Annotated in this window: 9 protein-coding genes and 2 tRNA genes; 3 read left to right on the forward strand and 8 right to left on the reverse strand. The window is 44.5% G+C overall.

The features are described 5' to 3' along the window. Positions 1-391 precede the first annotated feature (391 nt). From ABWV45_RS04285 to ftsH, 7 genes are all read right to left on the reverse strand, one after another. Positions 392-468 (reverse strand) — tRNA-Met (locus ABWV45_RS04285). A gap of 123 nt (positions 469-591) precedes the next feature. After that, a tRNA-Leu gene (locus tag ABWV45_RS04290) sits at positions 592-678 on the reverse strand. Between the two features lie 8 nt (positions 679-686). After that, positions 687-1,034, reverse strand: coding sequence for a preprotein translocase subunit SecG (gene secG / locus ABWV45_RS04295; RefSeq protein ID WP_353349032.1), 348 nt, complete (start codon positions 1,032-1,034; stop codon positions 687-689). Between the two features lie 8 nt (positions 1,035-1,042). Then, complete coding sequence (tpiA, locus tag ABWV45_RS04300; RefSeq protein ID WP_353349034.1) at positions 1,043-1,795, reverse strand: triose-phosphate isomerase; 753 nt, start codon at positions 1,793-1,795, stop codon at positions 1,043-1,045. Between the two features lie 115 nt (positions 1,796-1,910). After that, complete coding sequence (gene glmM / locus ABWV45_RS04305) at positions 1,911-3,239, reverse strand: phosphoglucosamine mutase (protein WP_353349036.1); 1,329 nt, start codon at positions 3,237-3,239, stop codon at positions 1,911-1,913. 42 nt (positions 3,240-3,281) lie between these two features. Next, a complete protein-coding gene (folP, locus tag ABWV45_RS04310) occupies positions 3,282-4,115 on the reverse strand; it encodes a dihydropteroate synthase (RefSeq protein ID WP_353349038.1) in 834 nt (277 codons plus the stop codon). Positions 4,116-4,184: 69 nt separating this feature from the next. Next, entirely contained in the window at positions 4,185-6,113 is a 1,929-nt protein-coding gene (gene ftsH, locus ABWV45_RS04315) for an ATP-dependent zinc metalloprotease FtsH (RefSeq protein ID WP_353349040.1), read from the reverse strand. A gap of 427 nt (positions 6,114-6,540) precedes the next feature. Between ftsH and ABWV45_RS04320 the strand changes: the two genes are divergently transcribed. Continuing rightward, entirely contained in the window at positions 6,541-6,849 is a 309-nt protein-coding gene (locus tag ABWV45_RS04320; protein WP_353349042.1) for a YhbY family RNA-binding protein, read from the forward strand. Positions 6,850-7,199: 350 nt separating this feature from the next. Here ABWV45_RS04320 and purL read toward each other — a convergent pair whose 3' ends face one another. Further along, complete coding sequence (gene purL / locus ABWV45_RS04325) at positions 7,200-11,078, reverse strand: phosphoribosylformylglycinamidine synthase (RefSeq protein WP_353349044.1); 3,879 nt, start codon at positions 11,076-11,078, stop codon at positions 7,200-7,202. A gap of 327 nt (positions 11,079-11,405) precedes the next feature. Between purL and mltF the strand changes: the two genes are divergently transcribed. Then, on the forward strand, positions 11,406-12,881 hold the full coding sequence (mltF, locus tag ABWV45_RS04330) for a membrane-bound lytic murein transglycosylase MltF (protein ID WP_353349046.1): 1,476 nt from the start codon (positions 11,406-11,408) through the stop codon (positions 12,879-12,881). A gap of 120 nt (positions 12,882-13,001) precedes the next feature. Continuing rightward, on the forward strand, positions 13,002-13,208 hold the full coding sequence (locus tag ABWV45_RS04335; protein ID WP_353349048.1) for a hypothetical protein: 207 nt from the start codon (positions 13,002-13,004) through the stop codon (positions 13,206-13,208). The last annotated feature ends 265 nt before the right edge of the window (positions 13,209-13,473 follow it).

A 13,473-nucleotide genomic window follows, 5' to 3' on the forward strand; every position in this document is an offset into this window, starting at 1 on the left:
AGCAACATTGACTATAAATAAAGTCATGTTCTTCAACACCCTAAAGCGTTGGTTATGGCCCCAAGATTCCAAAACGAAACCGACGCCTATTACATTTTATCATACCAAGTACTACTTGGTTGCGTGGGCCCAGATCTTAAAAAGCGAACCGACGACCTCATGCACTTAACTACCAAATATTACCTGATTGCGTAGGCCCCAGATTTTAGAAAGCGAACCGACGACTTCATGCACTTAATTACCAAATATTACCTGATTGCGTGGGCCCCAGATTTTAGAAAGCGAACCGACGACTTCATGCACTTAATTACCAAATATTACCTGATTGCGTAGGCCCCAGATTTTAGAAAGCGAACCGACGACCTCATGCACTTAATTACCAAATATTAACTGGTTGCGGGGGCCGGATTTGAACCGACGACCTTCGGGTTATGAGCCCGACGAGCTACCAAACTGCTCCACCCCGCGTCAATAAGTGTGCACATTATAGAGACATCCCCTTTTTTCATCAAGGGCAGTCTGAGCTTATGGGCATTTTGCAGTAAATATTCAAACCATTAAACGAAAAAACGAGCCTATGCTCGTTTTAAATGGTGCGGATGGAGGGACTTGAACCCTCACGTGCTTTCGCACACAGCGACCTCAACGCTGCCTGTCTACCAATTCCAGCACATCCGCAAAACCGATTAATCGATTACAGGGGCTTCCGCTTCGGAACTCACTTCATTGATAACAGGTGTTTCCGACTCAATTTGCTGTACTTCTTGTAGCTCTGGTAAACCCACGTCTGCAAGACCCGTCGCTTTTTCTTTAGCAAAATAAGCCAAAGAGAAACTGGTAACAAAAAAGGCCGTTGCCAATACTGCAGTACTGCGAGTTAAGAAGTTTCCAGAACCTTCACTACCAAATACCGTCTGTGACGCACCACCACCAAAGCTTGCACCTGCATCAGCGCCTTTACCCTGCTGAAGCAATACAAGTGCGATAATCGCCACGGCAATTACAATATGAGCAATAACAATCAAGTTTTCCATAATCTTCTCTAACCTGCTGCGTTACAGATTTTAATAAAATCAGTTGGGTTTAAGGAGGCACCCCCTACTAGGGCTCCATCCACATCTGGCTGGGCAAATATCGCCTCAGCATTATCTGGTTTCACACTGCCACCATAGAGAATCTGAAGAGACTCCGCTATAACTGCATCGTGCTGAGCTAGCTGCTGACGAATAGCGCCATGTACTTCTTGTGCTTGCTCGGGTGTTGCCGTTTTACCTGTACCTATGGCCCATACAGGCTCATACGCAATCACCGCATTGGTAAAGCCAGCTATGCCAACACTTGCCAATACCGCATCAATTTGTCGATTAATCACAACCATAGTATCACCACTTTCGCGCTGATCTAACGTCTCACCTACGCATAACATAGGTTTTAAGCCTGCCTCTAGTACTACTGCAAACTTTTGCGCAGTATCTTGATCAGTCTCGTGAAATAGCTCTCGGCGCTCGCTATGACCAATTAGGGCATATTGACAACCAAAATCCGCTAACATTGCGGTGGATATTTCACCGGTGTAAGCCCCACTTGGGTGCTGGCTTACATTTTGCGCCCCCCACATAACTATAGAGTTTGCTAATAAATTCTGACATTGAAACAAGTATGGCGCTGATGGAAACACAGCCACATCACATGCATCACGGCTTTTTAACTCAAGTACTAATTGCGATAATCTGGCTTCATTTTCGGCTAAAGTGCCGTGCATTTTCCAGTTACCCGCCACTATTTTACGGCGCATTCTTGTTCCCCAATTTCAGGAAGGTGGCGATACTACCTAAGATAGGCAAATCAAGCAAGCCAATGGCGCTTGCTTGATTTCATGTTTTAGGTAAAAAGCCTTATAAATCCGAGATTTAACTCACAGCACCTACAATCTCAACCAGTTGGTCGACAATTTGATGAACAAGCACTGTATTTTCACCTTCAGCCATAACACGCACTACTGGCTCTGTACCAGACGGTCTTAGCAAAATGCGTCCTCGACCAGCAAATTCCAATTCCGCTTGCTTCACCGCCCCCTGTACTTCTGGATTTTTAACAACGGATTTATCCTTCACACGGACATTTTTCATAATTTGCGGCAGTTTAGACATGCCTGTTTTGTACTCATGTAATCGCTGACCATTTTCACTCAAGGCTTTTAAAACCTGTAAGGCTGCAACTATACCATCCCCTGTAGTAGAGACGTTTAAGCACAAAATATGGCCTGAGTTTTCACCACCGATGGCCCAATTATGCTCTTGCAACTGTTGCATCACATAGCGATCACCTACATTCGCACGCACAAAAGGAATGTTTAAATCCTTTAATGCCAATTCCATTCCCATGTTACTCATAAGCGTGCCAACTACACCCCCCTGTAGCTGATCCGTGGCCTGCTGATGACGGGCAATCATGAAAATAAGCTCATCGCCATCTACTAGCTCGCCATTTTTATCCACCATCACCACTCGATCACCATCGCCATCAAAGGCGATGCCTAGGTCCGCTTCAAGCTCCACAACTTTAGCTTGTAACGCTTTAGGGGAAGTAGAGCCGACCTGCTCATTAATATTAAGACCATCTGGCTCATTACCTATGGTAAAGACCTCTGCTCCTAACTCTGAAAAGACGGAAGGAGCGATTTGATAAGTGGCTCCATGAGCACAATCCAGCACAATCCTCATGCCCTTTAAGCTCAAGCCGAAGACAGTACTTTTACAAAATTCAATATAGCGACCAGCTGCATCTTCAATGCGCTTAGCCTTACCAAGGCGGTCTGATGCCACGATATCCATAGGGATATCTAATAACTCTTCGATGGCCGATTCAGTTTCATCATCTAGCTTAGTACCCTGAGCTGAGAAAAATTTAATGCCGTTATCATAATATGGATTATGGGAGGCACTAATTACGATACCCGCATCCGCATGAAACGTGCGGGTTAAATATGCAATACCCGGTGTCGGCATCGGTCCAAGCAAGCCAATATCCACACCCGCAGCAGAAAGCCCTGCCTCCAAGGCAGACTCGAACATATAACCAGAAATACGTGTATCCTTACCAATTAAAATATGACGCTTACCCTGACTTGCGAATACTTTACCTGCCGCAAACCCCAGTTTCATAACAAACTCAGGGGTGATTGGAGTTTCACCTACACGTCCACGTATACCATCTGTTCCGAAATATTTACGAGCCATTCATCTATCCTATTTTTAATTCTTTCATCCACAGACACTTATTTACAAATGAGTTTGTGTCGCTTTTACAACTCTCAAAGCATCAGAGGTTTCTTTTACATCATGCACACGTAAAATTTGTGCGCCGTTCATCGCCGCTATTACAGCACCAGCCACACTGCCATACAAACGCTGGTCAACTGGTGCATTGTCCAGCACCCCCGCAATCATGGATTTACGCGACAACCCAGCAAGCACTGGCACGCCAAGTTGTTTGAAGTGCGCCAATTTTGCCAATAACTGGTAATTATCTTCCAGCGATTTACCAAAACCAAAACCCGGATCTACCAAGATCTGGTTTGTTTCTATTCCTGCGTCATTACATGCCTGAATTCTACTGACTAGAAAGTCATACACCTCGTCAAGCACCTGATGGTATTCAGGTTTAAGCTGCATAGTCTCGGGCTGACCTTGCATATGCATTAAACACACAGGTAAACCTGTTTGTTTCGCTGCTTGTAACGCCCCTGCTTTTTGCAAGGCTCTAACATCATTAATTAGATGCGCGCCTGCTTTGTGCGCCTCTAGGAAAACCTCAGGGCTTGAGCTATCCACACTAATGCATACGTCCAAACGCTGAGCGATTTTTTCAACTAAAGGCACCACACGATCCAGCTCTTGCTGTAATGACACAGGGGTTGAGCCGGGCCTTGTAGATTCACCACCTACATCAATAATACTGGCGCCGTCAGACACCATTTGCATAGCATGTTGTAACCCAGATTCAATGGAATTAAATTGACCACCATCACTGAATGAATCAGGAGTTGCATTCAATATTCCCATCACATGGGGCGCAGATAGATCCAATACACGATCACCACAGAATAATTTCATGGCAAGTTCCTAAAAAACAAAAGGCAACATAAATGAATTATGTTGCCTTATAACGTTATTAAACGAAGCTTAGAGGCCGCTTGCAGGGTCCGCTGATGGTTTTACATCGGAATCCGATTCGCTAACATCGACGTCAACATTTTCAGCTGCAGGAGCAGAACCATCTTTGTCATCATCTGACCAAGATTGCGGAGGACGCGGCTTTTGACCATTCATAATATCGTCAATTTGCTTGCTATCAATGGTTTCATATTCCATCAATGCATCTTTCATCATTTCTAACTTGTCACGATGCTCATCAAGAATTTGAGCTGCGCGATCATAACAAGTGGTCAATAGACCTGTTACTTCTGAGTCGATAGTACGAGCGGTTTCATCTGAAAGATGAGACATTTGACCGCCACCACCACTGCCAAGGTAACTACCTTGTTCTTCTTCGGTATACAGCTGAGCACCTAATTTATCTGACAAGCCCCACTTGGTCACATAGTTACGTGCATATTGTGTAGCACGTTCGATGTCATTAGACGCTCCGGTTGTCACCCCGTCTTTACCAAGAGTCATCTCTTCAGCAATACGACCACCGTATAAAGAACAAATATTGCTTTCGATACCACGCTTACTAATTGAATGGCGATCTTCTTCTGGCAAGAACATGGTTACACCTAAGGCTCGACCACGAGGGATGATCGAAACCTTATACACAGGGTCATGCTCTGGCATGAGTCGACCAACAATGGCATGACCTGCTTCGTGATAAGCGGTATTTTCTTTTTCTTTATCGCTCATCACCATGGACTTACGCTCAGCACCCATCATGATTTTATCTTTTGCCTTTTCAAACTCTTCCATGGAAACCGTTGTACGGCCACCACGGGCAGCAAATAGTGCAGCTTCATTTACAAGGTTTGCTAAATCTGCACCAGAGAACCCTGGTGTACCACGGGCAATCACACGAGCATCAATATTTTCAGATACAGGCACTTTACGCATATGTACTTTGAGAATTTGTTCACGTCCGCGAATATCCGGCAGACCCACCACTACTTGACGGTCAAATCGACCTGGGCGCAATAGCGCAGGGTCCAACACATCAGGACGGTTAGTAGCGGCAATTACGATAATACCGTCATTGCCTTCAAAGCCATCCATTTCAACTAACAACTGGTTAAGGGTTTGTTCCCGTTCATCGTTACCACCACCAATACCCACACCACGGCTACGACCTACCGCATCAATCTCATCAATAAAGATGATGCATGGTGCTTGTTTTTTTGCTTGATCAAACATATCACGTACACGGGATGCACCCACACCAACAAACATTTCAACAAAGTCAGAACCTGAAATTGAGAAGAAAGGCACTTTTGCCTCACCAGCAATGGCTTTTGCCAATAAGGTTTTACCAGTACCCGGTTGACCCACCATCAAAACACCGCGAGGGATCTGGCCACCCAAGCGCTGGTATTTTGCCGGATCACGTAAGAACTCCACTAATTCCTGCACATCTTCTTTGGCTTCATCACAGCCGGCAACGTCAGCAAAAGTAGTTTTGATTTGATCTTCACCTAGCAATTTAGCCTTTGACTTACCAAACGCCATTGGCCCGCGACCACCGCCACTGCCACCTTGCATCTGACGCATGAAGAACATGAAAACAGCGATAATCACCAAAATTGGAAACGAAGCAACTAACAGCTGAGTCCAGATACTTTGCTGCTCAGCCTGCTTACCTAGCACTTCAACTTTATGCTGAAGTAAATCGTCCATCATTTTAGGGTCATGACCTGGACGTATAGTTAAGAAGCGTTGACCGTTACTAAACTCACCATCAATAGTGGCTCCTGCTATGGTAACTTTTTTAACTTGACCTTCTTGTACTAGTTCAATGAAGCGAGAGTAAGAGAGTTCTTGACTTGAAGCTGGTGTATCCAGTTTTTGGAATACCGTTAGCAATACGGCGGCAATTATGAGCCACAAAATTAAATTCTTTGCCATTTTGATGAAGGTCCAACCCCTAAAATTGTTAGATTCTTAGTATGCTTACAATACTATAAATTCATTTAATAAGTCACATGCACATTAGACAGTCTGGCAAGCGATACCAAAAAGCTCCAGTCCATATACATGAAATACGATAAACCTAGTACTTTAGATCTACCAATAAAATTCTTTAAGCTACCTAATAAACAAATTAAGCCAGCTGACTCTTGAATTGGGGCACAAACAACCAATTACAAGGCATATAAGAGCAAAAACTCAGATTTAAAGCATTTTACTCAATATCCCTAAGAATATGCACAATTTAAACCAGAATCTAGCGATAAACCGCATATATCCTAGCCTTAAACATTACACAATCCCCATAAGCAGGTATAATTGTTAACCAACATATTTATTTACGATTACAGAGACACACACTTTCATGGCCCTTTCTCAAGACCGCAAAAAAGCATTAAAAGCCATTGGTCACAAGTTGAACCCTATTGTTATCGTGGCAGGTAATGGATTAAGCGAAAACGTGGTAATGGAAATTGATCGAGCCTTAGAAGACCATGAGCTGATCAAAGTAAAATACGCAGTGGGCGACCGCGACTTAAAAAACGAATTATTAGCGCTTACTGAAAAAGTAACTCGCTCTACACTAGTGCAAAGCATTGGAAATATCGGACTATTTTATCGCCCAGCTAAAGAGCCAAATCCGAAAAAGTCGAATTTGACGCAACTGCGATAATTACGAAGAAAAACTAGAAAGGCCGCTACTTATAATAAACAGCGGCCTTTTTTATGCTCGACTCCCAGCAACCGACTTAAAACATCAGCGAAGAAGTAGGTGCGAGGCAAAAATCATTTTAAGCAAAGGCGTTTATAAATAATAAATAACTGAGCTTTGAGTTTTATTTATTTGATTTTGGTTTAGCGCGTAACTAAAGAAGCAAAGACCAAACTCCTACCCGTTAAAAGCGTCAGCGAAGCACTTTAGGCAAGGCACAAAAAACTCGAAGTACCGCAGTGTATAAATAATACATGAGGAAACTTCGAGTTTTTTTAACGCCGCATAAACAATGCAGCTAGCTTTAAAAGTTAGTTACACCAAGCACGGGCATTCCTAAACATCCTCATCCAAGCCCCATCTTCACTCCACTCATCCGGCTGATAGCTATTTTGCACCGCGCGGAATACACGTTCAGGGTGTGGCATCATAATGGTTACACGACCACCAGCTGCGGTAAGGCCTGTAATACCATCGACCGAGCCATTCGGGTTGGCGGGGTATTGCTCGGTCACTAAGCCAAAGTTATCCACATAACGCAGCGCCACTTGAGCCTGCTTAGTTACTGCTTCAATGTCACTGGCGCCTGCAAACTCAGCATGACCTTCACCATGAGCCACAGCGATTGGCATACGAGAACCTTCCATACCCGCTAGCATGATGGAATCGCTCTTTTGTACTTCTACCATGGCAACACGGGCTTCAAATTGCTCAGATTGGTTACGCACAAAGTGCGGCCAGTGCTCAGAACCTGGAATCAATTCGTGTAAGTTAGAAAGCATCTGACAGCCATTACACACCCCTAAGGTGAAGGTGTCTTCACGCTCAAAGAAAGCTTTAAATTGTTCGCGCGCAATATTATTGAACAAAATAGACTTAGCCCAGCCTTCACCCGCACCCAGTACGTCACCATAAGAGAAACCACCACAGGCAACCAATCCACGGAAACCGTCTAATTTAACGCGACCTGAAAGAATGTCACTCATGTGAACATCTTGAGTATTGAAGCCTGCTTTATCAAACGCGGCGGCCATTTCAATCTGACCATTCACACCCTGCTCACGCAGAATCGCTACATTTGGACGATTACCCGACGCGATTAAGTCCGCTGCGATATTATCATTCACATCAAATGATAGCTCAGCGTGCAGTCCAGGATTATCGGCATCCAATAAACCATCGAATTCTTGTTTCGCGCATTCTGCGTTGTCACGCATGGCTTGAATCTCAAAAGAGGTACGCGACCATAAGCGTTGTAAGTTCACACGAGAATCACTAAAAATGGCTTCACCGTTAAGCTCGACCACTACCGTGTCTTGGTCATTTAGTTGCGCCACCACAGCCGAGCAATCACCCAAACCTGCCGCGGTTAATTGCGCCAATACAAATTCAGTGTCGTCTTGACGTACTTGAATAACCGCACCTAATTCTTCGGCAAATAAAGCGGGAATCACGTCTGTCTGAGAATCCGCCAGTGCATCCATATTGACCGTTAATCCTACGTGACCTGCAAAGCTCATTTCAGTTAATGTGGCCCATAAACCGCCATCTGAACGGTCATGGTAAGCCATGATTTTATCATCTTGATTCAAACCTTGAATCACTGCAAAGAAGGCCTTTAAGTCTTCTGCTTCAACCACGTCAGGTACTTCATTACCTAACTGATCAAATACTTGAGTCAGCGCAGAGGCACCCAAGCGGTTTTGGCCACGACCAAGGTCAATCAAGATTAAATCAGTGTCTTCTTCGTCTGCACGAAGCTGCGGGGTAAGCGTTTTACGTGCATCCACAACCGGTGCAAATCCGGTTACCACTAACGACATTGGAGAGGTAACGGTTTTTTCTTCGCCGGTTTCTTCACTCCACTTGGTTTTCATGGACATGGAGTCCTTACCCACCGGAATGGTTAAATCTAACTGCGGACAAAGCTCCATACCTACCGCTTTTACGGTTTGGTATAGTTTTTCGTCTTCACCTGGGTGGCCAGCGGCACACATCCAGTTAGCTGACAGTTTAATATCACTTAGCTTGGCAATGTTAGACGCCGCGATATTGGTGATGACCTCACCCACCGCCATACGACCAGAGGCCGGCGCGTTAATTAATGCAGATGGCGTACGCTCACCCATAGCCATGGCTTCGCCAGTGTAACCATCATACGATGCAGTAGTTACCGCAACGTCAGCTACAGGTACTTGCCAAGGGCCAACAAACTGATCACGGGCAACCGTACCTGTAATAGAGCGATCACCAATGGTGATTAAAAAGCTTTTGCTCGCTACCGCAGGCAATTGTAAAACACGCTCGGCGGCGTCTTTTAATTCAATACCCGTTAAATTTACCGCCGGTAAATCAAGATCAAAACGATCAGCAGTGCGATGCATGCGTGGCGCTTTACCTAATAGAACCTGTAAAGGCAGGTCTACAGGGTTATTATCAAAGTGGCTATCAGAAACTATTAAATGCTCTTCTTCAGTGGCTTCACCGATCACCGCAAATGGGCAACGCTCACGCTGACAAATTTCTTCAAATAACGCTAGGTTTTCAGGGGCTACTGAAAGTACATAGCGCTCTTGGGATTCGTTACACCAAACTGCTAGAGGGCTCATGCCCGGCTCATCATTTGGAATATTACGCAGCTCAAATTTACCACCGCGACCGGCATCGCTAACTAGTTCAGGAAATGCATTAGACAAACCACCTGCACCCACATCGTGAATAAAGACGATTGGGTTAGCTTCACCTAATTGCCAGCAGCGGTCGATCACTTCCTGACAACGACGCTCCATTTCTGGGTTGCCACGTTGCACAGAGGCAAAATCCAAATCTTCATTTTGCTCACCACCATCAACAGAGGATGCTGCGCCACCACCTAAACCAATTTGCATGGCTGGGCCGCCAAGAGCGATTAATTTACCGCCCACTGGAATTTCTTTTTTCTGTACGTGTTCTTCACGGATATTACCGTAGCCACCGGCAATCATGATGGGTTTGTGATAACCGCGAACTTCATCACTAGCTTGCTCTTCAAATGTACGGAAGTAACCGCACAAGTTAGGGCGGCCAAATTCATTATTAAATGCCGCGCCGCCAATTGGGCCTTCTAGCATAATATCCAACGCCGATGCGATTCTGGCTGGTTTGCCGTATTGGCTTTCCCATGGCTGCTCGTAACCTGGAATTTTCAAATCAGAAACCGTAAAGCCGGTTAAACCCGCTTTTGGTTTAGAGCCGATACCTGTGGCACCTTCGTCACGGATTTCACCACCACTACCTGTTGCCGCACCGGAAAAAGGCGCAATGGCGGTTGGGTGGTTATGGGTTTCCACCTTCATCAATATAGCCATTTGCTCTTGATGGTAACGGTATTCTTTTGAACCCGCTTCTGGGAAGAAACGGCCCGCTTCACTGCCACGAATCACCGACGCGTTGTCTTTATACGCTGACAAAATGTTTTCGTTGTGATGCTCGTAGGTATTTTTGATCATTTGGAACAAAGATTTATCTTGCGCCTGACCATCAAGATCCCAACTAGCATTGAAGATTTTATGGCGACAATGCTCTGAGTTTGCTTGCGCAAACATCATTAGTTCGATGTCGTTAGGGTTGCGCCCCAACTTTTTATAGTTCTCAACTAGGTATTCGATTTCATCTTCAGCCAGTGCCAAGCCTAATTCACGGTTAGCAACTTCAAGTGCCGCTGCGCCACCCGCTAAAATATCAACTTGCGACATAGGCGCAGGTTCAGCATGACTAAACAGCGCTTGCGCTTGATTCAACTCTGTCAGTACCGTTTCAACCATGCGATCAAACAAATGGACTTTAATACCTTCAATATCATCACTACCCGCAACCCAATAGGCCACGCCACGCTCTAAGCGCTTAACCGCAGACAATCCACAGCTTTTAGCTATATCGGTTGCCTTTGAAGACCAAGGGCTAATCGTACCGATACGAGGCACCACCAAAATCATCTGGCCATTGGGTTGTTCAGCCTTTGCTTTAGGGCCGTAGCGTAAAATTTGTTCAAGCACAGAATGCTCTTGTTCATCGAGATCACGGTTAGTCTCAGCAAAATGAACAAACTCCCCATAAACAGACGTTACATCTGGATGAGTGGTTTGGATTTTTGCTAGTAGCTTTTCACGACGAAAGGCAGAAAGTGCAGGAGCACCAGACAGATTGAGCATTGCTGTTCAGCCTACTGTAAGTAAGAGGTGGAATTTAAGAGCGCGTATTTTAAAGGAAAGCAGTGCATGCCACCAGCACTTAACGAGGGTTTATTTTACTTCTGCTGTGTTTAATTTTGCCGCCGTAGCAGACAAAATCAATACTTTAGTACCATATAGCAAAATATTCTAAAAGAAAGAAAATCAACAACCACGGGGGCTAGAAAGGAATTGAGTTGATTTTGGCCTGCATTGTCCGATAGTACCATTTGGCGCTAGCGACCTCTGCCAGTAAAATATGACACAGATCACACTTTACGTTCATTCACAATTAATGGGGAGGCACATATGCAGCATGAATTTGCCTGTAAGCATCAATGGCTTTTAAAAGCCAGTTTTGCCCTATGCCTATTGTGTATTGTAAGTGTATTAGCGCTAAGCTCTGGTAGCCGACACGACTATGATGACATCATTGAATCCGGTGTTCTTAAAATTGTCACACGTAACAGTCCTACCACCTACTACCAAGATAAAGACCAAATATCAGGTTTTGAATATGAACTCGCCTCTATGTTTGCTGATTTCCTAGGCGTAAAACTTGATGTCACTGTAGCCGACAACCTAGATGACTTAATTGCAGAAGTAGAAACAGGCAATGTGGCCTTTGCCGCAGCTGGCTTGACCGTTACCCCTGAACGCGCAGAACGTGTACTGTTCTCATCTAGCTACTTAAATGTGACTCAAAAACTTGTATATCGTATTAGCCAAAAACGCCCAAAAGATTTATCTGCATTAATCAACAAAACCATGGTCGTCACTGCACATTCAAGTCACGCCCAATATCTACATGATTTACAGCAAAACACCATGCCAGAACTTACTTGGATTGAGCGTGAAGATGCTGAAGTTTCCGAATTAGTACAAATGGTTGAAAACGGCGAAATTGATTTCACCATCGTCGACAGTAACGAATTTGAAGCCCTTGCTGGGTTCTACCCAAATGTAGCTGGTGCGCTAGACCTTGGAGACGCACAAGAATTAGCATGGGCGTTTTCGCAATACACAGATAACAGCTTGGTGAACAAATCTCGAGAATTTTTCCAATTGATTCGTGAAACGGGCCTACTTTCACAACTTGAAGAACGTTATTACGGCCACCTTCGTCAAATTGACAACGTGGGCACCCTCACTTTCTTAGCACAAGCAGATAAACGCCTACACAAATACCAAGAACTATTTGAGCAAGAAGCCATCACCAACGACGTTGACTGGCGACTACTTGCCGCTATTGGCTACCAAGAAAGCCACTGGAAAGAGCTCGCCCGCTCACGTACTGGGGTACGTGGACTAATGATGCTGACTCGAACCACGGCCAAAGAAATGGGCGTTAAAAACCGCTTAAACGCAGAACAAAGCATTAAAGGTGGCAGCGCATACTTCGCAAAACTGAAACGTCGCTTTAAAAACATTGCAGAACCGGATCGCACATGGATTGCACTAGCCGCTTACAATGTGGGATATGGCCACGTAAAAGATGCTCAGTTACTAACGAAAGAACACGGTGGCAACCCAGATCGCTGGATGGACATTAAAGAAAGCTTACCGCTTTTAACTCAGAAGAAATTCTACAAAAAAACCAAACATGGTTATGCCCGAGGCTACGAGCCAGTTGAATACGTACAAAATATTCGTCGCTTTTATGACTTACTCGTATGGCGCGAGCAACCAGACCCAACTTATACGGTGGTTGATGCCAATGACGAAAGTTTCTTTACCGCAGACAGTGGTTATCGGAACATCCCTCCATTAGTCGTGACTCACTAAAATAAACGATCTTAGATAGATTGACCTTTTACCGGCATTAGCCGGTATTTTTTTATGTGAAGGATTAAGTATACCGAGATGCCATGAATGCCAAAGTGCGGTGAATTTGAAAGGAACATCATGCAAATTACAATAACTCTATCTATGCTACTACTTCTGATGTCTTGCTCATCAAGTAGCAATAACAACAACGATAGAGACTTATCCAATGCAATTTCTTACTCTGAAATAATTGAACGACGCTTAAATAATGACGCCAGCTTAAACGGCTCGACAGTTCTTATCAGTAATGAAGTTCATACTTCCTTCAAAATGGTTGTGCAATAGATATTCAACCCTGCGCAGAAGAGAACTACAATACAGATGTATCTGAACCAATCTAACAAGGCATTACTGTGGGTGCTGAACGTCCCCCGATAATGCGACAACTTTAAATAACTTAAAGCTGTCGCAATACCTAAGTACAATAACCCACGAAAAACATGGTTTTACTCAACGAAGCTTAAAATCAAAGCTGTTTAATAACGCTCTTCGACAAATGGCACCTGTTATCTACATAAATACGAGTAATTCCCCCGTATTAAATAAATTC

It is taken from the genome of Oceaniserpentilla sp. 4NH20-0058 (assembly GCF_040371755.1).
Classification (GTDB): Bacteria; Pseudomonadota; Gammaproteobacteria; order Pseudomonadales; family Oceanobacteraceae; genus Bermanella.